Origin of the sequence: Bradyrhizobium sp. NBAIM18, assembly GCF_020193825.1 — a bacterium.
Taxonomy (GTDB): domain Bacteria; phylum Pseudomonadota; class Alphaproteobacteria; order Rhizobiales; family Xanthobacteraceae; genus Bradyrhizobium; species Bradyrhizobium yuanmingense.
Genome location: NZ_JADYVO010000003.1, coordinates 218,088 through 238,520 on the forward strand (window position 1 = coordinate 218,088; position 20,433 = coordinate 238,520).

The 20,433-nt window shown below is 58.2% G+C and carries 12 protein-coding genes and 3 pseudogenes; 6 read left to right on the forward strand and 9 right to left on the reverse strand.

Going from position 1 to position 20,433, the window contains the following annotated elements; all coding sequences use genetic code 11:
- Nucleotides 1-15: 15 nt before the first annotated feature.
- Together I6F17_RS08515 and I6F17_RS08520 are read right to left on the reverse strand one after the other, a co-directional pair.
- Entirely contained in the window at nt 16-1,401 is a 1,386-nt protein-coding gene (locus tag I6F17_RS08515) for a sugar ABC transporter substrate-binding protein (RefSeq protein ID WP_225125230.1), read from the reverse strand.
- A 101-nt stretch (nt 1,402-1,502) separates the two neighbouring features.
- Nucleotides 1,503-1,835: a hypothetical protein gene (locus I6F17_RS08520; RefSeq protein ID WP_225125228.1), complete on the reverse strand. Its 333-nt coding sequence runs from the start codon at nt 1,833-1,835 to the stop codon at nt 1,503-1,505.
- Between the two features lie 371 nt (nt 1,836-2,206).
- Between I6F17_RS08520 and I6F17_RS08525 the strand changes: the two genes are divergently transcribed.
- The 3 genes and pseudogenes from I6F17_RS08525 (at nt 2,207) to nodU (ending at nt 6,261) form a co-directional block, all read left to right on the forward strand.
- Nucleotides 2,207-2,713 carry a hypothetical protein gene (locus tag I6F17_RS08525; RefSeq protein WP_225125226.1) on the forward strand — a complete coding sequence of 169 codons (507 nt, stop codon included), beginning with the start codon at nt 2,207-2,209 and terminating at the stop codon, nt 2,711-2,713.
- A 72-nt stretch (nt 2,714-2,785) separates the two neighbouring features.
- A pseudogene (locus tag I6F17_RS08530) lies at nt 2,786-3,178 on the forward strand (transposase); the annotation flags it as partial.
- Nucleotides 3,179-4,548: 1,370 nt separating this feature from the next.
- Nucleotides 4,549-6,261, forward strand: a complete 1,713-nt coding sequence (nodU, locus tag I6F17_RS08535; RefSeq protein WP_225125224.1) for a nodulation protein NodU — start codon at nt 4,549-4,551, stop codon at nt 6,259-6,261.
- A 769-nt stretch (nt 6,262-7,030) separates the two neighbouring features.
- Here nodU and I6F17_RS08540 read toward each other — a convergent pair.
- Nucleotides 7,031-7,720: pseudogene (locus I6F17_RS08540) on the reverse strand (aminotransferase class I/II-fold pyridoxal phosphate-dependent enzyme); the annotation flags it as partial.
- 2,574 nt (nt 7,721-10,294) lie between these two features.
- Between I6F17_RS08540 and I6F17_RS08545 the strand changes: the two are divergent.
- The 3 genes from I6F17_RS08545 to I6F17_RS08555 are packed head-to-tail and all read left to right on the forward strand — an operon-like array spanning nt 10,295 to nt 13,472.
- On the forward strand, nt 10,295-11,890 hold the full coding sequence (locus I6F17_RS08545; protein ID WP_225125222.1) for a hypothetical protein: 1,596 nt from the start codon (nt 10,295-10,297) through the stop codon (nt 11,888-11,890).
- Complete coding sequence (locus tag I6F17_RS08550; protein ID WP_225125220.1) at nt 11,887-12,573, forward strand: HAD family hydrolase; 687 nt, start codon at nt 11,887-11,889, stop codon at nt 12,571-12,573. Before I6F17_RS08545 ends, I6F17_RS08550 begins: the two co-directional genes overlap by 4 nt.
- Entirely contained in the window at nt 12,570-13,472 is a 903-nt protein-coding gene (locus tag I6F17_RS08555; protein ID WP_036008306.1) for an NAD(P)-dependent oxidoreductase, read from the forward strand. Before I6F17_RS08550 ends, I6F17_RS08555 begins: the two co-directional genes overlap by 4 nt.
- Before the next feature lie 193 nt (nt 13,473-13,665).
- Here I6F17_RS08555 and I6F17_RS08560 read toward each other — a convergent pair.
- The 6 genes and pseudogenes from I6F17_RS08560 to I6F17_RS08585 form a co-directional block, all read right to left on the reverse strand.
- Nucleotides 13,666-14,425 (reverse strand): annotated as a pseudogene (locus I6F17_RS08560) (IS66 family transposase); the annotation flags it as partial.
- A gap of 141 nt (nt 14,426-14,566) precedes the next feature.
- Complete coding sequence (locus I6F17_RS08565; RefSeq protein ID WP_346769961.1) at nt 14,567-14,875, reverse strand: transposase; 309 nt, start codon at nt 14,873-14,875, stop codon at nt 14,567-14,569.
- Nucleotides 14,876-15,323: 448 nt separating this feature from the next.
- The gene (locus I6F17_RS08570; protein ID WP_225125218.1) at nt 15,324-16,823 is read right to left on the reverse strand and encodes a CoA-acylating methylmalonate-semialdehyde dehydrogenase; all 1,500 of its coding nucleotides are present in this window, start codon (nt 16,821-16,823) and stop codon (nt 15,324-15,326) included.
- Between the two features lie 42 nt (nt 16,824-16,865).
- Complete coding sequence (locus I6F17_RS08575) at nt 16,866-18,380, reverse strand: ABC transporter ATP-binding protein (protein ID WP_225125216.1); 1,515 nt, start codon at nt 18,378-18,380, stop codon at nt 16,866-16,868.
- A gap of 40 nt (nt 18,381-18,420) precedes the next feature.
- Nucleotides 18,421-19,347, reverse strand: coding sequence for an ABC transporter permease (locus tag I6F17_RS08580; protein WP_225125409.1), 927 nt, complete (start codon nt 19,345-19,347; stop codon nt 18,421-18,423).
- Nucleotides 19,348-19,351: 4 nt separating this feature from the next.
- On the reverse strand, nt 19,352-20,428 hold the full coding sequence (locus I6F17_RS08585) for an ABC transporter permease (protein ID WP_225125214.1): 1,077 nt from the start codon (nt 20,426-20,428) through the stop codon (nt 19,352-19,354).
- Nucleotides 20,429-20,433 lie beyond the last annotated feature (5 nt).

The following is a 20,433-nucleotide window of genomic DNA, read 5'->3' on the forward strand; positions in this document are numbered from 1 at the left end:
CGCCCCTTTTCGGCTTCACATTGACGAGCGGATTCCCGAGGCGAGATCGGTCAGCGTCGTTTTCACATCGGCGCCATTGACCATCTTCTGCATGGCGACGGCCCAGGCGTTCATTGCTTCGGCGAATCCGACCCGCGGCGTGAAAGCGAGCGCTGCTCTGTCCTGCACGCTCTTGAACGTATCGACAAAGTTATTGAATTCGGGCTTTGCCGCATATTCCAGCCAAGCCTTGTCGCTCCATGTGGAGGCGCGCGGAGAGTTGACGAGCTTGCCGGCGACCGCGCCGTTCAACTCTACCTGCTTCGACGTTGCCCACTGGATGAACAGCCAGGCGGCACCCTTCTTCTGGGAGGCAGCATTCATCGCCAAAGACCAGATCCAGATGTTCGATTCGAAGTTCTTGCTGTTGGGAGCGTGCAATGGAGGTGCGAATGCGATCTTGCCCGAAGCGGGCTTGCCAGCCACGTTGTTCCAGAACCCGAACATATTGGAATCAATTGCCATCGCCGTACGTCCGGAGCTGATGCCATCGACCACCTGGTACCAGTTGTCGTTGGCGAAGGATGGAGCCGCACACTTCTTGATCATGTCCACATAGTCTTTGTGGAAGGCGATCGACTCGGGCGAGTCGAGACCCGTTTCCAGCTTTCCGTCCTTGAGGATAAAATCGTGGACTCCGTAGGACTTGGCGATCGAGATTGCGGCTGTGTGGATGCTGCTCCAAAAGCGCACGCCGCGTACGCCCAATGGCGTGATGGCAGGATTGGACGCCTTGAGCTTCTCGCAAGCGGCCGACATCTCAGGCGGCGTTGTCGGAACCTTGATCCCGTATTTGTCCAAGATGTCCTTGCGGTAAAATAGCTGGATGTTCTCGAATCCATGCGGGATGCCCCATACCTGACCGCCTCCCGGCTCGATCTGCCCTTCCTTCACTTTCCAGGTGAGTGCATTCCGCAGTGCAGGGAAGAAATCCTTGTAGTCGTAGCTGGACGCGGTTAGTTTTGGATCGTTCAGATAGCGATCGAGCGGCTCAAGCAACTGCCCTGGTGCGAGATCCCAGGCGGGCTGAATCCCCGTCCCCACAACATCCCAGCTCGGCGACTTGGTGCTCAGTTGAATGGTGAGCTTATTCCAGTACGCATCATCCGGATAAAGCTCCGGTGTCACCTTGATGCCCGTCAGCTTTTCGAATTCGGGCAACTGGGCCGCGAGAGCATCCGCATATGGATGGATGTCGTATGCCCAAACAATCGATGTACCTTCGAACTGCCGCCAATTGAGGTCGTCGGCTTTGGTTGGGCTGAGTGTTCCGACCGCTCCGACCAAAAGCGTCGAGCAGATGAGAGCGTTTCTGGCAAAATTCGCCGAATGGTCGCGAAGAGCGGCGAGCTTCCTTGGCATCAATCCCTCCTCTGGGCTCTTTGGCCCGGAAATCCACGTGCCCCTTTTCCAGGCCGCGGCAGGGGAAGGCTAGCCATCATTGTTTCGTCCGAACGTCCCTTTCACTGAAAGGTTTGGGTAAGATTGAGTAAGATCAAAAGATTGGCCTCACTAAAAAGCAGCCGCCGATTGGGACAAAGGCAGACACCCGCCAGCTTCAGATAGTTGGAAGAACGGAAGAGCCCCGATAATTCAAGATCTTCCTTTGCTTTTGGCTCATAAACTGTCAGTGACTCGCCGCCCTCGGCCTTCAGCCGCGCGCTCTCGCTGGACAGCAGTTTGGCAAGCGACTGGCCTGAGGCAGGCTCGCGAAGGATGGCGTCACCAAAATGAATATTCCCGGTTCTACCCCTTTCATCGATTGAAACATGCTTCCCATCAATTCGGAAGGACATGCCAGTGCCAAGTTGAATTTGCGATTGACCCAACTCCGATTTGGAATGGTAGCATTTGACTGAACCACGCGAGTTCGGGTTGCTCTTCGAGAGTGGCGGTGGAATTTCGCGATCTACGCTGGGCAATCACCGTTTCTCAGCATCGAAGCCTCCGCCAAGCCGAGGGCACTCCGAATCCAACAGTGGACGCTGAGTCGCTGATTGCGCAACTTCGAACATAAGGTGGGTAGCACCCTCTTGCAGCGCACCAACGGCGGCACGGGACCAATTATCCAAGGTCAGGAATTCCTCAATGCTGCCCGGTGTATCGTCGACGATCCGGAGCACTGACGGCTCGCCTCAATATCCATTCGCGCAGCGAGAACGGCCGATTGATCACCGGCGTTCACACTTCCCTCTTGGCCGGCAATCTGCGGGCCACGCTCCTCGAGCACCGGCGGCGCTTCCCCGATTTCGATTCTCATCTAGTCGACCGAGCGAGAGTCCAACTGATCTCCGATCTCATCAGTCCTGCAATTGATATTGCTTTCGTAGCAGAGCCCAATCCAATCGGTCTGGAGCGAACACGTTGTCCCCGCTGTCCCGAGAACCATCCATTTAGGGCGCACAATGTGGTTCATTGGGGGGAGTTGAGGATTGAGACGCTCTTGTTGCCACGGCACGGAGCGGGATCGGAATTCTATAAGCTGCTCATCAGCAAACTGGGGAGTACCGATGCATGCCTGGGGCTGCGCGATGATGTGGCGCTCGACCGGCTGCTCACGTTGGTTGGCGCAGGCTGGGGTGCCCTGCTGGCTTTGGGAGGTGCGACCGCCGCTGCCTATCCAGGTGTCTCCTTCCGACAGGCCCATCATGCCGGGCTGCTGCCGGTTGGATAGACACCGAGATTAGGTGTGTCTGAAGCCGGAGATGGGCGGTGAAAAGACGGAAGTTTCAATCGTGAGTTCAAGATCGAGGCGGTGAAGCTGGTCAGGGAGCGTGGGTGTTTCGGTGGCGCAGGCTGAGCGCGACCTGGATGTTCATGAGAGCGTTCTGCGCGAGCGGGTGAAGGCGTTGGGCTCCGATCCAGTGCAGGCCTTTCCCGGCCACGGGCAGATGAAGCCGGCAGCAGGAGATCGATCGGTTGCGCCGTGAGGTCGCCAAATTGAAGGCCAAGCGGGATATCCTAAAAAAGGCCCGCAGCCTTCTCGCGGAGGAAGCGACATGAGTTCGTTTTCATCGCAAAGCACCGGGCGGTCTGGCCGGTGGAACGGCTACGCGATGCGCTGAGGGTTTCGCGCTCGGGCTTCCATGCCTGGCTGAACCGCTCTCCCAGCGCCACATCCCGCGGCGACGAAGAGCTCGGCGCCAGGCGGTCAGTTCGCGCAACGATCCAGCGACGGCTGCCCGCAGAGCGGCTTCAACCGGTCTGCCTGGCCACGCCCAACACGAGCGATCGGCGCCTCGCCAAGTCGTGTCGTAGGTACGCACGTTCGCCACCTTACGTTCCCGCTTGGCGAGATGCGCCTCGAATGCCTCCCAGCCCGCGAAGGAACGCCCGCGAGCGCGTTCTTCTTCACGTCGCCGATGCCATTCTCCGTCTTGCCTTCGTGTACGCCCGACACGGCGCACAGGCGCGAGGACAGAAGCCCAGATGCTTCGCGAGCGCGATGAATTTGCGGCTAAACTGAATCGGCTCTTCGCGGCTCGAAACGCACCGACATGCAGCCGCCGCAAATGCCCAGGCGTCGCCAGATACGAATGCCTTGATCTACACCTCACCGATCTCGACTAGACGCTCGCCGACGTCCATCTGCCGCTGCCCGTCTCGAAACCGCGTCGTCGCCAGCGCTTCGGCCTTCAGCACCTAACGATAGGGCTGCACGGCAGGGTTGCCACGTTCGCGGGCTGACAGCCACGCCTTTTCCGACCAACAGGTCCTGGCGCACCAGATCCGCATCGCCGCCGTGCCGAATGAACCTCTTGCGCAGCCTATCCTCGAGTCCATGGAGCCATTTCCGGCGCTCAGGCGACCGCCGCCCGCCGCCGCGTAGTCCTTCACCCTAATGCCCGTCGCCCAGCTGTGGCGCAATCCGCTTCAGACCCCACCCGCACGCCACTTGGCGTAACATCTCCACCACATCATTCGATGTCTTCATCAGCTCCCCCGGTGGATCAATCCGAGACGAGCCTTCCGTCGTTCGTTCTCGTTCCTTCGCTCTCTCCCGCGCTATCCAAGCAGGGGCAATTTCTCGTGATGCCGAGGGCCAGTTTTCCATGGCCTGCGACGCGCTTCCCATGATCAGCCTACGGTCGCTCTCGATAGTCGACCGTTGCGTTCTCCAGCTTCTACTTGAGAGGGCACATCGGATGCCGGCGGCGGTCTCGCGCCTTGCGTGCGAGAACGTTCCCTCTCGATAATCGTATTGCAAACTCTCGCCGAAAACATACGCCCAGATGTCAGAACTCTTACAAATTGTCTGTGACCACTCGATGCAGCCGTGAAATCGCAAACAATTCTCCAACTCGACTGGCCTCAATTTTGCTCTGCACCTCGCGCGGCACCTACTAATCGGCTCTTTGCGATGAGATCAGCGTCCCCTAACGGTGGAACAGACGTGAACTTGGGGTTTCAAGCGTTGATGGAAGTCCCCGCGAGCAGTGCCTTGGGCGGTGACTAAGTACCCGCATACTTCCGAAGCGGCTCTGATCACTTCAAAATCATGGAGGCACTATGCGCATCTGCGGTATCAAGCTGACGCATGACGGAGCTGTCGCTCTCGTCGAGGACGAACGGCTTATCTTTTGTATCGAGCAGGAAAAGCGTAACAACAACCCTCGGTATCAAACGATCGACAATCTCGATGCAATCGTCCTTGCCTTGGCGGAACACGGCCTGCATCCAGGGAAAGTTGATCAGTTCGTCGTCGACGGCTGGGTAGGCAAGCGCGAGTCGCAATTCCGGGTCCTCAGCGGGACAGCACCCATCGCCCTCAAAGGCGGTCCCTATGTTGAAAAGGACGCAGTGAGCGTCCTTGCTTCACATGAGGGCTTTGGTCTTAGACTCGACGGCGCGGACTATCCATACATAAGTTTTCCACATGTGACGAGCCACGTGGCCGCCGCATATTGCACCAGCCCCTTTGCCAAAGCTGGGCAGCCCGCTTTCTGCCTTTTATGGGATGGCGGCACATTTCCACGTCTCTATCACGTAGAACGCAGGAGCGCTCGATTCGTCGAATGTCTTTTCCCTATGATCGGGCACGTCTATGCCGCTGCGGGCCTTCACTTTGGACCATACAAGCAGGTGAAGCGCGCCAACTGGGACTTGGGTGATCCCGGCAAGCTAGACCCCGGCGGTGCGGGCAAACTCAATTTAGGTGTTGCCGGGAAACTGATGGCCTATATCGCGCTCGGGTCTGTTAATGAAGACATTGTCGCGGTCTTTCAAGATCTCTATCATAAGGTCTTCGCGGCTGAGACGAACCTTGCCAACTACCGCACGGACGTTCCGAGCATGGAGTCCGCACTTGCGACCACGCATGAGTTCTTTGATGCTAGCGCGCGTCGCTTGGAGACTTCGTCCCCCGAGGATGTGCTCGCATCCTTTCATTGCTTCCTCGAACGTCTGCTCGTCCAGGAGATGTCGAATGCAATACAGCGCCATTCGGACTTTTCAGCACGCAATCTGTGCATTACTGGTGGCTGCGGTCTCAATATCAAATGGAATAGCGCGTTACGGGCGGCAGGCCTGTTCGATGCTATCTGGGTGCCCCCGTTCCCAAATGACAGCGGCTCCGCAATCGGTGCGGCTTGCTGTGCGATGGTGGCGGATAAAGGTTTCGCGCCCTTAGATTGGTCGGTGTATAGTGGGCCGGCCTTGGAACATTGTGATGTACCACCAGAATGGAGGTCCACGCCGTGCAGCTTGCATGAACTTGCTACCATCCTCGCGAGCAACAAGCCGGTGGTTTTTCTTTCCGGCCGCGCCGAGCTCGGACCTCGCGCATTGGGCAGCCGAAGCATTCTCGCAGCCCCAACATCATCGAGAATGAAAGATCATCTCAACGACATCAAACTTCGCGAACACTTCAGACCAGTGGCGCCGATCTGCTTGGAGGATCGTGCGCCCGATATCTTTGATCCTGGAACGCGGGACCCTTACATGCTTTTTGATCACGAGACGAGAGCAGAGTGGCGAGACAGAATCCCGGCCATTGTACATCTCGACGGCTCTGCGCGGCTACAGACGATTTGCAGAACCTCTCAGCACAAAGTCGCCGAGCTTCTAATCGAATACGAAAAGCTGACTGGCATTCCGCTGCTTTGCAATACAAGCGCCAACCACCATGGACGTGGATTCTTCCCGAGTGTCGCAGCGGCTTGCGAGTGGGGGCGCGTTGATCACGTATGGTGCGATGGTACGATGTGGACGAAAGCCCCGTAGGCGAGTCACTGGGAGCTAACAAGGTTGTTCACGCCAAACGGTTGACTTACGGACGCATGAAGTCTTACTACGCGGATTGTTGTTGACGTTCCAGCAGAAGCGCGCTCCTGCCAGTTAGTAAGGGAATTCACGCTCATTGGAGAGCACTAGCCAGTCGTCCGTTAAGAAGCCGTATTGAGCTTGGCTGGACATGCGGTCGCCGTAGGGGTCCCACGGCGCGGCCAGGAATTCTCTGAGAGGCGTCAACGCCGCGGAAGTTGTTGCGGACAGCCGAGAGGAGCACGTTGGCACCCTCGCCGGCCCGTCATTTGAGCTAGCCGCGCCTGGATGACCTCGGCCTCCGGTGACCTGATGATGATGGAGGAGCGTGACGCAGCTCTGGATTGATGATGCAGAATCTGGCCCCAGATGAAGACCCCGGCTTGAATTTTGCGCAATGCGGCCGACCTACCATTGCCGACATGCGCCCGCTCGATCGACAGAGGCGGCAAGCACTTCAGTGCGGACGATAGCGTCCGCAACGCGCGACCATCACAGGGATGGCCGAGTGGCCCTCTGGCGCGTGGCAGGAACCAGTCATATCTCTGACCGATCGCTTCATTGGAGCCTCGATCAGGAGCCGTGATCGCCAGAAGCTGCGGCGGCTCTCGGGTTCGATTTCACAATCCAAGCGACTCTCGGTCTTAAGGCCACCGGCACTACCCACGCCGCCATTTCATGGCCTGAGGCTGTTATTCATATCGATGTCTTCCGTGTGATGAGATCGGACTTATGGTTCTTCAAGCCTAAGGCTATTCAGCGCTTGGACGATACGCTTCAGTCCGATAGCCACTGCTTCAGGCGGACTGCCGAAGGAGAGACGCAGGCCGTTGACGTCGCCAAACGTGTCACCGGCAACGCATCCTACGTTAGTTTCTTTCAGAAGCCGCCGCGCAATATCATTCGTCGCTCCAATTCGACCGTCGGCCTGCAAAGCTGATGCAAGCCTATTCAGATCGAGGTAGAAGAAGAACGCACCATCGGCGCGAGGCGGGGCTACGTCACGTAAATCAGAAAGAATGTGAAGACCAATGTCGCGAGCGCTGACCAGCCAGTTGTATGTCTCCCGCTCAACATGGCCCTCGGTTACTTTAAGGTGGTAAAGAGCAGCCTCCTGGACGGCTGGACTTGGAGTTGTCCCTGCACGACTCTGAAGCTTTCCCACAGCTCGCGCGATAGGCGCGGACGTCGCCAAATAACCCAAGCGAAATCGAGCCATTGCTAGGCACTTTGAACGTGGATTGACGATGATTGTCCGCGACCGTACGCCAGGGTGGACGGTGACGATCGATTCGTGGCGATGGAAACCAGTGAATACGAAACTAGAGTAGCACTCATCCGAAATGATCCATATCCGGAGTTCGATAGCGAGCTCGCCGATATTGTGCAGTGTTGTTCGGTTGTAGACTGCGCCAGTCGGATTGTTAGGGGAATGATAATTATAGCTCTCGTTCGTGGTGTGACAGCAGCTCGAATAGAGCTGACATCAGGAGTATATCTTGGTCGTTGAGCATCGACGAACACTGGTACTGCGCCAAGGGCAAGAATCAGGGGAGTGACCTCCGGCTGCCAGGGCCGAATAATGATAACCTCATCGCCCCCCTTCAGGACGGCCAAGGCAGCATAGAGCAGTGCTTTGTTTGAACCTGCAGTGATTACGATCTCTTCCGCTGTCCACTCAATGCCTGTTTGGGCGGCGAGCCTTTTGGCGACAGCTTTCCGGAGCGGCATGAGGCCGGTAGGATCGAAGTAGCCGCTCGGCCGTAAATTGACCGGCTCCATTGTCTTTTCGCGCGCTGATAAGAGTGGCTGGACGATTTCGTCATTCCCTAGATCGATGAATCGGCCTCCGATAGCGGCAGACCCCGTAACCACGTACTGGTCGCCGGGCATATACTTTCTAGAACTGAACGATGTCGAGCGCGACAGCACAGTGTGACCTCCTGCAGTCGTCGAAACTGATGGGAGTGAACCAAGACACGCGAACGCCTTTATCTTAGTGGTTTGGCAAACCGGCCACACTCGGCGGGGTTGGAAGGTTCACGCAAAACGGCACATTTTTCCTCCATCACCAGCAGCCTTGTTGTCGCGGCTCAAAGTCCGACAAGATGAGAGACAGCGTGACGAACTTTCCGCGGCGGCACCGGACTTCTCCGAGGCAGGCGAGACAAATTGTGCCGAACACTAAATAGTGTGATCATTGATCCGACTGTCGTTGCACAAAGCGCCAGCCTGTCTTCGCCCGCGAAAGAACAAGGTTCTGCCCTCCTCGAAGTTGCTGAGCTTTTCGCGCAAATGAGATTGCGCACGATTACACAGCATCAACATTTTGTGGATTGTGTAACTACCAGGGTTACGCTGCCCCGCCTCGGCAGGGCCCGTCGAGGATGACACAATGCAGCTCGCCTTCTATGCTACGTCTTGTAGACGGTGCCTGGTCTTGCGTCTCACTGAGAAATGCCATGCACTATTCCGCTGATCAATCGCCATTATTAGTAGTTGATCCGGCCAGCGTCGACGACGTGCGTCCAGGGCTCGCTTCGGTCGATGCAATCAAACACTATGTCGTGGTGATGGCAAAGATGCCATGTTCGAGTTGAATAGAAACGACACTTACAATGGCGTGAGTTGGATGGTCTCACTCCATGGCGGCAAAGATTAACGAAGCCGATCTGCTCGACATTCCACCGCCCGGCTCAGACCAGCGCTCGTGTATATCAAGTCCGACTGCCTTATCTCGATTTCTCACCTATGCGAGAAAAGAACATCACCAGTGCCGCGATTGGACTTCTCAACCGATATCCCCCGGAGCCGCTAACACGATCCATTCCTAACTGCGCCCGCCGAAAGCTATCGCCACATCGCGCAAGATAAGCTCTAGAGTGTCTCGCATTTTGACGGAGGCATAACCGGCGTTGGCGAGGCCGCTTGCGCATTCGCGAGACAGAATACCCTCGATGAGGTGACCGATGTAGCGTCAAGTGTCCTCGATGGTGCGGTTCTGCCCTTGCCGCAAACAGTGTTTGGTCTTTGGAGAATGCCTGTTCGATCAGGTTGAGGTCTGGCGGGTATAGCGGAAAGTACCAGAGCCTGCCGTCGCAGCCTGGATCATATGCCTGACGACTTGTGGCTTCCGAGAACATCGAGACTTGACGGTGTCGCCTTCGCTCAGGGTTCGTAGGAGACGGTGCTTGACATAAGCAAGCGCACCAGGAATCACCCTTGATCGGGCCGTCGTTCCGTCCACCAGATAGCCCTCATCAAGCATCTGCCAGTGATAGTCCCAGCCTTCGGACCTTCCCCCCGTCACCAGCGTAGTCGATGTTCGACCGAAATAGTGAGCGTGAGCGCGGCCGACTTTTCGTGACGCGAAGAGACCGCTCCAGATGCATTTGGACCGTTCGAGCGAACGGCATGAACATGCGCTAGCCTTCTCTGCACACCGTCTTGGGTGACTTTCATCGGTCTAGATCTGCTCTTGCTCGGTGTTGACGAGACACGGCGGCACCTTTTCCTCGTCATCTCTGCCGATGCTTGCTCGAAAAAAACGAAATGCCGCCGACATTAAAGACCTGCTGGGATGTCGAGACTCCCATTTTTGATCCTGGGTCTTGCGTGAAGACCGCCTCGGCTCACTGCAAAATCGAACGCACAAGTGGCAAATCAGAAAGCCTCGGGCGGCTTGCACATGTCCGAGGAAACTGCCTGGCACCCGAGCTCGCGGCAGACCTTGTCTCTGGGCTCCGGAGGGCGCCGCCCTGCGTCGTGCTTTTCGTACGACCTTGTACCATCTCCGACAAAATGTCTGGACCTGAACGACCCATAGTAATCGTTGCCCGACTAAGATGGCACTTATCCCAATTCTTCGCGATCTCGAGGTGGCGAAGCAATGGTACGACGCTTGCTTAAGGATGAAGCGAAGTCCCGGCTTCATAAGCACATTAGGCATGGAAACGACCCGCCAGATCGGCTCCTTAAAAAATTGGGTGACTATATGTCCGGTGTCGCCGGTGCGTTTCTCTGCTCTTCAACCGAACCATCGCCGCGTGTTGTAAATCAGTTGAAGACAATGATTCCGACACTTGCACTGCGTGGGCAAGCAGGTGTCGTAGTCGCTGCTTTCATGCAAGAGCGTGGGATCCGATATGGAAGGGCATTTCAATCGGCCGATAATTCAGTACGCATTGACTGCATCGAACAAGATCCGCGCTTTCGGCCTCATGTTGCAATCGCGCAGATCCGTAGCAGATCCTGTGGATCTGGAGGTGATGGCGATATGCAGCCAATTCCCGCCGGTACAGGCACCAGCGGCTATTTTGCAATTTCTCTGGATGGTGCTTTTGTCAATGCTGATGAACTAAGGGACGAATTATTGGCGCACGAGCAACTGACAGACGCCAACACAGACTCCGATCTCTTGCTAAAGTGGATTGAACGCTTTTGTGAACGAGACTACTGGCGCCACGGTTTACCCGCAAACTACGAGGCCATCTTTCGCGAAATTGATGATCGTGTCGACGGCGCCATCAGCGCGCTCTTGATAGATAGGGACGGAAATCTTGTTGCATACCGCAGTCGAAGTGGTTTGCGACCATTGGAGACTATGCGCACGGACAACGGATTTTTGCTCTTTGCCTCTGAAAATTGTGCCTTCGCCGGCTTGAAAGGTAAGACCCAGCAGCTCTTGCCTGGGAGCATACAGCGTGTGGACGCGAAGACGGGCGACAGCGTTGACCATGCCCTGAACAGCCGACGATATAGGGCCAAACTCTGCGCCTACGAAACTCTTTATTTGGGAAGTCCGAACACGTCGGTCGAGGGCCATTCACATCTTCATACCCGTTACAACATCGGGCTCGCCTTGGGGAGAATCGTTGCCGAGCGAGTTCAAGCAGAGCCACTCGTGACGCCGCCAATCGTGTCCTCCATGCCAAATACTGGGGGGCCGTACGCCGATGGTCTGTTTGACTCTCTCGCCGAACAGGGCGTGCTCGCCGAGCGTGATGACGTAGTGGCAACGCACTTTCTGGAGCGAACGCTCCTCGGCAGACCCAGGGGCCGGCAAGCTCGTATCGCTCAGAAGTATCGGGTGTCGGAACCTGCCGTCGCTAGACGGACCATAGTAGTCGTCGACGAGGCACTCATTCGAGGCGATACCAGCCAAGCCGTCACAACAATGCTCCTTGCCGCCGGAGCCAGAGCCGTACATTGGGCGATCGGTTCGCCACCTATAGTTGCTCCAAACTACTACGGCATGGGTATTGAAACGCTAGATGAGCTCGCATTCTGGCAGGCATTGAAGCGACTGCCGCCTGAACTGCGCGCCCAGTGCCTTCGCTTCCACAGGATGGACTTGCCAGTCCTCAGAACCATTGAAAGCAACATTGCGACAGCGATCCAAGCAGCGACAATAACTTATCTGCCCTTCCGCGCCCTAGTATCCATACTGGCCGACAGGCTAGAGGGAATCGATTTGTCACCCTTCACGTTCGAGATGCCGACCCCCGCTGGACGGCAGCGCGCGGACAGAAGCTTGGAGGCGTTGCTGGCCGCTCTTCCTGTTAATCCTTGTCTGGGGTCAGGATCATGAAACCCGCCCTCGTATTTGACTGGAACGGAACACTGCTCGATGACACGTACGCGCTGCTCGAAACGACCAATGTAATTTTGGGCCATTTTGGTCATCCGCGCATCGATATAGACACCTTTCGAGAGCATTGTGATGTCCCCCTCTCTCGTCTCTTTCGTAGCCTTGGAATGTCGCAGGAGGAGATTGCGGCAGTAGAGCGTGACGAGGGCGCACTGTTCCACGACACATACGAGCCTCTTGCGGAAAAAGCCGATTTACGTGAGGGGGCGCGCAGAGTGTTCGAGTTAGCGCGCCGGGAATCCGCTCTACTCATCATCGTTAGCAACCATATAGTCGTGCCTCTACAATCCCAGCTGAGGAGACTTGGAGTTGATAACTACATCACCGATGTGCTCGCCTTTGAAAGCCGCGCCACGCAGTACAAATCGATGAGCAAAGGAGAGCGGCTTCGCCTTTATATGCACAGGTACAACCTGAATCCGTCCTCAACCTTCATCATCGGCGATATGCCCGTCGAGACTGATATTGCGCGCAATCTCGGTCTGACAAGCATATCCATTACAGGTGGATTTGTTTCGGCGGCGCGCCTGGAAGCCGCGCGTCCAGATTACACCATCAACAACCATCACGAGCTATTGCCCATCCTACAAAGGCATGGCTTTTTTCGGAATGCTAAATCATGAGCAAGGGATCATCAGCATACGCGTCTCCCAATACGATCAAGCAGAGCATAGGCCTAATCGGAGCTGGGCGCATGGGAACAGGTATAGGCATCAGCCTATTACGTCGCCAATGCGAGCTCTATATCAAAGCCAACAAGAACCGGTGTGGTGCTGATCGTCTAACTCGTGCAGGGGCCCGCGAACATACTTCGATCGCTGAGTTGGCGCAGCATGTAGGCGTCGTCATTTTGTCCTTACCATCCAGCCGTGAAGTTGAGGCGGTGTGCCTGGAGCAAGATGGACTGTTTGTCCATATGTCCCAAGGCGGTTTGATAATCGATTGCACGACCTCTTACCCTGCTTCGACGATTGCATTGGCCAAAACAGCCGAAAAGCTAGGTCTCAGCTTTATTGATGCACCGGTAACACGGAGCCCCGAACAAGCGGAACTCGGCCTTCTCAACGCGATGGTTGGCTCGGATCCAAAGCTCTTTCCTATCGTTGAACGCATTCTCGCTGCATTTTGCGAGACCGTTATGCATGCTGGAGATGTTGGAGACGGCCACAAGCTCAAGCTTGTTTACAACAGCATGACTATGGGCATAGCTGCGGTCGCCGCCGAGGTCTGCCAATTTGCTAATAGTCTTGAGATGGATCTTGTAACCCTCCGCTCTTTGGTCGGACGCGGCTCCACAAACAGCGGGATATTCCAAGCTTTCGCGGCCTTTCTGCTGGGTGAGAAACCAGATGTATTGGCAATCTCTATTGCGAATTCTGCAAAGGATATTGAGTGTGCTGTGCGCCTAGCGCGGGAGAGTGCCGTTTCCGTGCCGGTGCTCGGCGCTGCCGCCGAGAAATTGAACCTCTCGGTTGCGGCGGGTAAAGGTGAACTGACCCTACCGCATTTGGCTCGATCGTAAACTCTTACGTAAGAGCGCGAGCAATGCTACTTTCTCACGTTGCGGGTTCGTGTGTCGTTGTGCGCACTTCCCAACCGTGAGCGATGATCTTGCAAAGCTTGAGCGTAAGCTTGAAAGCGGGGCGGTGGCATCATGGGTACGCATCCGGCGACGGCCCCCGGCTAGGTCGTTTTTGGCGGAAGGCTGATCGCACTTAAGCGGCGTGAGCGACGCTTTGAGGCTGCCACTTCCAAGGCAGCAGTTCGTCAATGCGCTTGGTAGGGTGATCCGGCAGGCGCGCCAGCACATCGGCAAGCCAAGCCTGCGGGTCGATGTCATTGAATTTGGCGGTGGCGATGAGACTGTAGATGGCAGCCACACGCCGGCCGCCCTCATCGGACCCGGCGAAGGTCCAATTTTTTCGCCCCACGGCGACCGCCCGTAGCTCACGCTCAGTAGCATTGTTCGTCATGCAAAGCCGTCCGTCATCAAGGAAGCGGCCAAATGCATCCAAGCGGTTGAGACAGTAATTGATCGCTTTGGTCGTATCGTTGTTCCTGGAGAGCTTGGCGCGCTGCTCGCGCAACCACGACTCCAGCTCGACGATCAGGGGCCGGCTACGCTCCTGGCGCACACGCAAACGCTCCTGCGCAGTAAAACCATTGATTTTCGCGCTTGATGGCGAACGGAACATCGATGCGCTTGACCGCCTCGGCCGCGATCGGCGCCTTGCCGAGCCGCGCGAGACCAAAGAACTTGCGTCTGCCGTGCGCCCAGCACGCGGCCTCGATGGTCGGGCCGCCCTTGCGATTGGCCTCGTAGAGCCTGCCAAAGCCGGCGTAGGCGTCGGCCTGCATCAGTCCGGCATAGCCTGCCAGATGCTGCTCCGGATGCGCACCGCCACGGTCGGGCGAGTAGAAGAACATTGCCGCCGGCGGGTCTGGGCCGGCAAACGGACGTTCGTCGCGCACGTAGGTCAGAGCCGGCCGGTTCGGGTCAACGCTCACGACCGCGCCTCTTAAGCGAAGCCGCTTGAAGTGATTTGGGACCTACTCCTGAAAGTCGATCCCGAGGGGCCTACCCTCATCGCTGCCACAGCTTGTGCAGACAGATTTTCAGATTATTTCGATCATCCTTTCCGTGTGCTCCTGCAGCACACTGTCGTCCGCGTGGATGCGCTCGGCTGCGAAGACATGGCTCCGGATCGCGTCGACCAGAGGCATCAGGGTTACCGCGGAGGCACCTACCCAGTCCGCGAGCGTCGATACGTCGAGATCGATGCCTTCACGCTGGTAGACGTCGCCCTGACGATGAAGCGGCAGGTGCAGGCCGTACTTGGGGCACCATCTAAGCTGTTGATATTTCTCGATGTAACAGTCATTCCCGCTCCTTTTTTTCCAGTGTTCGGGGCTGCGCGCCGCTATGGCTTATGTGTCAGGGGTTCGAGCCAGTGGAATCGCGTTTCCCGTGGCGCATGTTTGTCGTCACGTTCGTGTAGCCAGCCGCAATCGCGGAGACTATCTCCACTGGCTGCGCAGCTTCTATTCGGAAGGCACCGGGCGCGTCGCGCGTCGGCCGACCGTTGCGCTCCGAACGCAAGGTCACACGTTCGAACCGGTGTCGGGTGCGCCAATTCCCTAGGTTGTACAATGCGATATCGCGCCGGTACCGAAACTTCAGCTTCGCCATATTCGAGCGAGCAAGCAATCTGGAGAACAATCGCACTCCTGTCCGCACTGCGCTTGCACAACTGTCTGCGCAGACTCGATCATTTCTCTAAGACTGCGGCCAATGAAATGGCCCGAAAAAGAAACGAGGGCCGAGGGCCCTCGCAGTTTGGGAGAAAGAGAAACATGCAGCTTCGAGACGCCGTCATGACATGGTTGGCATGACAAATTCAGCACCTGCTCGTATTCCTGTCGGCCAGCGGCTGGTCACGGTCTTCACTCGCGTATTGAAGCGGACGCCTTCAGGGCCGTGCATGTGGTGGTCGCCGAAGATCGATGCTTTCCATCCACCGAAGGAGTGAAAGGCCATCGGCACCGGAATCGGAACGTTGATGCCGACCATTCCGACCTTAATCTGATGGGCGAATTCACGCGCGGCATCACCATCACGTGTGAAGATGGCGGTGCCATTGCCGAATTCGTGTTCATTGATCATGCGCGCGGCTGTCGTGTAGTCCGGCGCTCGAAGGACTGACAGCACCGGTCCGAAGATCTCTTCCTTGTAGATCTTCATGTTCGGCTTGACATGGTCGAACAGGGTACCGCCCACGAAGAAACCATTCTCATAGCCCTGCATCCTGAACTTGCGTCCGTCGACCAGCAACTTTGCACCCTCGGCGACACCGGCATCGATATAGCTCCTTACCTTCTCCAGGTGCTGCCTCGTGACGAGAGGCCCCATCTCCGCTTCGCGGTCGGTACCCGGCCCGACCTTCAGGCCTCGGACCTTGGGTTCGAGCGCAGAGATCAGCTTATCCGCCGTCCCCTCGCCGATCGGCACGGCAACCGAGATCGCCATGCAGCGTTCGCCGGCGGAACCGTAGGCGGCCCCCATCAACGCATCCACCGCCTGATCCATGTCGGCATCGGGCATCACGATCATGTGGTTCTTGGCGCCACCCAGCGCCTGGCAGCGCTTCCCGGTGTTCGCGGCCGTCGAATAGATGTACTGCGCGATAGGCGTGGAGCCCACGAAGCTGATCGCCGAAATATCTGGGTGATGCAGCAGCGCATCGACAGCTTCCTTGTCGCCTTGCACCACGTTGAACACACCGTCCGGCAGACCGGCTTCCTTCAGCCACTCCGCCATGATGAGCGACGCCGATGGGTCGCGCTCAGATGGCTTCAGAATGAACGCATTTCCGCAGGCGAGAGCCACCGGGAACATCCACATCGGAACCATGACCGGGAAATTGAAAGGCGTGATTCCGGCGACAACACCGAGCGGCTGGCGAGTAGAATAGCTGTCGACGCGGGTACCGACATTCTCGGTGAGTTCGCCCTTGAGGAGCTGCGGAGCGGCCGTGGCAAACTCGACCACCTCCATTCCGCGCTGAACTTCCCCGAGAGCGTCAGAGTGAACCTTGCCGTGCTCGGAGACGATTACGTCGGCAAGCTGATCTGCGCGATCCTCGACGATCCGCAGAAAGCGATTGAGGACGCGTGCACGCCGAAGAGGCGTCGTGTCGGCCCAACCCTGCGCCGCCCTCTTCGCGGCGGATACCGCGTCCGCCACCACGGCCGCGTTGGCGGCCACAACACGGCCCGTCTGCTCACCCGTTGCCGGGTTGAAGACGGGCAAACTGCGTTCAGTGCCGCTCGGGACCTGCTTGCCATCGATGAAATGATTGATCTGCGTGACCACGAACGTCTCCCTGTTGATTTTGGTCAGATGCGCGCCCTCGAGTCAGGCCGCTTTCATTCCCGCCATGTATTTGCCGATCACGCGCTTGTCGGCGCCTTCGGCTGACACTTCATGGACTATGCGACCCGCGCTCATGACGAGGACCCTGTCGACCAAGCCAAGCAACTCGTCGAGATCCTCCGAGATGAGTAGCACTGCGGTTCCGCGATTCCGCGCCTCGAGGATCCGGCGGTACGTTTCTTCGCACGCAACGAAATCAAGCCCGAACGTTGGATTGGACGCGACCAGCAGGCGAACGTCCTGCGTGAGCTCCCGCGCCAGTACGGCCCGTTGCACGTTGCCACCGGACAGCGTGCTCATGCTTGCGGTCAGGCTAGGCGCCTTGACACGAAATTGAGCGACCAGCCTCTCGGCCTGCTGGGCGAGCGCGCCGTAGTTCATTGCGATACCACGGCAGAGCGGCACCCGATCGAAATTACGCAGGGCAAGGTTCTCGGCCAGCGACATGCGGTCGATGCAGGCGTTCTTCAGGGGCTCTTGCGGCAGTCCATAGACGCCGAGGCGGGCGATTTCCCTTCGCGTACCGTTGAACGGCGAGCCGGACACGGTCATCGTACCGCTTCGATCCCGCTGCCCCATCAGGGCCTCGACCAACTCCAACTGTCCATTTCCGGATACCCCGGCAATCCCGACAATCTCCCCTGCCCGCACCTCGAGCGAGAGATCTTTCACAGCGGGAAGACCATTGTCGCCGTTCACGCGGAGGTCGCTGATGGAGAGGATAATATCGGACCTCGGCGGCGATTTCGGCGCGTGCTGCACTATCTTGCTGACGGGCTCTCCGATCATAGCTTCTGCCAGAGCGTCGTCCGTCAAATCGGCGACGGCGCCCGTTCTCACCGACGCGCCTCGACGCAATACCGTCACGTCGTCGGCGAATCGGCGCACTTCATGGAACTTGTGGCTAATCAGGATGGCGCTGAGTACGCCCGTCCGTGTCAGGCTGCGAACATGGCCGAGCACTTCATCGGCTTCTGCCGGCGTCAGCACCGACGTCGGTTCGTCCAGGATGAGTAGCTTGCGCCCGAGATAGAGCTGTTTAACGATCTCGGCCTTCTGCTTCTCGCCCGCAGAGAGCTGCGAGACGCGTACATCGAGTGGCACGTGAAACGGAAGCTTCTTGGTGACTTCGGCCAGCCGCCTCAGCTCGCTTTGCCAGTTGATATAGGCCGGCAATCTCGCACCGCTGACGACGAGATTCTGCGCCACCGTCATCGACGGCACGAGAGTGAAATGCTGATACACCATGCCGATGCCGAGCGCATCGGCATCCTTCGGCGAGTTTAGCCGGTGCTCGCGCCCATCCACCTGGATGTGACCCTCGTCCGGATGATAAAAGCCCACGAGGCATTTGACCAACGTGCTCTTGCCGGCGCCGTTCTCCCCTAGCAGCGCATGGACGGTGCCCGAGCGGATCAGTAGCGACACGTTGTTCAAAGCGAGATTCGCTCCGAAACGCTTCGTCATGTTCCTGAGCTCGACTTGCGGAGCGGTCATCGGACTATCCTCCCAGGATGAATTCCCGTCACGGCGCTTCTCACCGGTGCAGCTTGAGTTCGCCCGGCGCATCGGCGAACGGAGCGGCGCGCGACGTCGAGGCAACCATGATCGCCAGCGTCAGGATGTAGGGGGCTGCATTGAACAGGTAGTAATAGCCGGTCACGCCAATGCCCTGGAGCGCAGGACCGAGAGCGCCCGCCCCGCCGAACAGCAGCGATGCGCCCAGCGCGTTGACCGAACGCCAGCGCGCAAAGATGACGAGCGCGACGGCCATGATGCCTTGGCCACTCGACAGGCCTTCGCTCCAGCTTCCCGGATACGAAAGCGACAGGAAGCTGCCGCCGATGCCGGCGAGAAAGCCGCCCGCCATGGTCGCGATGATTCGTACCCGCAGTACGGGAAAGCCAAGCGCGCGTGCGGCATCCTCGCTATCTCCCACCGTACGCAGCATCAGCCCCCAGCCGGTCCTGTTCAGGAAAAGGTAGACCGCAAAAGCCAGTGCAATTCCGACGAAGAACAGTGCGTTGACGTCCAGCGCAGCTCGCACCTGCGGTACGGTCGACCAAAATCCGAGTCCAATCGAGGGAAGCGGCGGCGCTTTGGGCTCGATCAAGGGTTTGCCCAGGAAGAACGCGAGGCCCGTCCCTAGCACGATCAGGCTGATGCCGATCGCGGTGTCATTGACGCGCTTCACACTGCACAAAAGGCCATGCAGCAGCCCGAATGCCATTCCGGCAAGTCCGGCCGAAAGCACGCCGAGCCAGGGCGAGCCGGAGAGGTAAGAGATCGCGTACCCCGCCATGGCACCGAGCATCAGAGTGCCCTCGAGGCCCAAATTGATACGGCCCGATTTCTCGGTGATCAGCTCACCGATGCTCACGAAAATGAAGGGTGTCGACACACGGATCGCCCCACCCAGGATCGCGAGCGGCAGCGCAAGCCAGCCGATTGATGTACCGTCCATGCCTTTACCTCCGCGTCGTTTCTCGGAGTTGTTGCGCAATTGCATCCGCGACGAGGACGCAGACGAAGATCAGCCCCTGAAACACCAGCATTGTCGCATCCGGCAGTCCAAGACGTCGTTGCAGCAGGCTGGCGCTCGCCTGCATGCCGCCGATCAACAGCGCGACAGCGACAATCGCAAGCGGCTGGTGCCGCGCCAGGAATGCGACGAGGATTCCGCTATAGCCGTAGCCGACGATGAGCGAGGAGTTGGCCGTCCCCTGCACGGCCGCCACCTCGATGGCGCCGGCAATTCCCGCCATGCCGCCTGCCACGACCGAGGCACCGATGATCCAGCGGTTAACGGCGAGGCCCATCATCTTCGCGACTCGGGCACTTCCACCGACCACCCGCAGCGCAAAACCCCAACGCGTGTAGCGGAGCACGACGTGGGCGATGACGGCCAGCGAGAGACTTGCCGCAAGCCCCGCGTGAACGCCAACACCGGGCATCACCGGCAGCATGTAGGAGGGATCGATCGGGTGGGTGGATGGCTTGTCGAGGCTTGCCGGGTCGCGGAGCAGACCTTCCGTCAGATGATGAAAGATTGCGATCCCGATATAGGACAGCAGCAGACTCGATATCGTTTCGTTGAGGCCGCGATACTGGCGGAGCACGCCCGCCAGACCGAACCAGAGTCCTCCAATCAAGGCGCCGGCCAGCGACATCAGGAGCTGCATGGGAAGCGCGTGCGCCCCCGCGAACGGCAACGTCACAACGGCACCCGCGAGCCCGCCCAGCACCAAGGCTCCCTCGCCGCCGATGATCACCAGCCCCGCTTGGGCGGGGATCGCAACGGCGAGTCCCACGAGGACAAGAGGAGCGGCGCGCGACAAGGTATCCTGCCAGGCGAAGCTACTGCCGAAGCCGCCCTGGACGATCAGACCGAACACCGTGACGGGGTTCTGTCCGTACAAGGCGACGAACGCCGCGAAGATGGCCGACGCAAGCAGCACCGCCAGCACAGGCAAGCCCAAACCGAGTTGGGCTGCGGTTACTGGCGGACTCGATGGCCCGGGTTCGATTCCGGAGATCGAAGACAAGGGCG

Coding starts and splice junctions, on each gene's coding strand:
- nodU (WP_225125224.1), top strand. CDS start 4,549: ATGCGCATCTGCGGTATCAAGCTGACGCATGACGGAGCTGTCGCTCTC.
- I6F17_RS08555 (WP_036008306.1), top strand. CDS start 12,570: ATGAGCAAGGGATCATCAGCATACGCGTCTCCCAATACGATCAAGCAG.
- I6F17_RS08550 (WP_225125220.1), top strand. CDS start 11,887: ATGAAACCCGCCCTCGTATTTGACTGGAACGGAACACTGCTCGATGAC.
- I6F17_RS08575 (WP_225125216.1), bottom strand. CDS start 18,380: ATGACCGCTCCGCAAGTCGAGCTCAGGAACATGACGAAGCGTTTCGGA.
- I6F17_RS08580 (WP_225125409.1), bottom strand. CDS start 19,347: ATGGACGGTACATCAATCGGCTGGCTTGCGCTGCCGCTCGCGATCCTG.
- I6F17_RS08545 (WP_225125222.1), top strand. CDS start 10,295: ATGTCCGGTGTCGCCGGTGCGTTTCTCTGCTCTTCAACCGAACCATCG.
- I6F17_RS08520 (WP_225125228.1), bottom strand. CDS start 1,835: ATGTCCTTCCGAATTGATGGGAAGCATGTTTCAATCGATGAAAGGGGT.
- I6F17_RS08515 (WP_225125230.1), bottom strand. CDS start 1,401: ATGCCAAGGAAGCTCGCCGCTCTTCGCGACCATTCGGCGAATTTTGCC.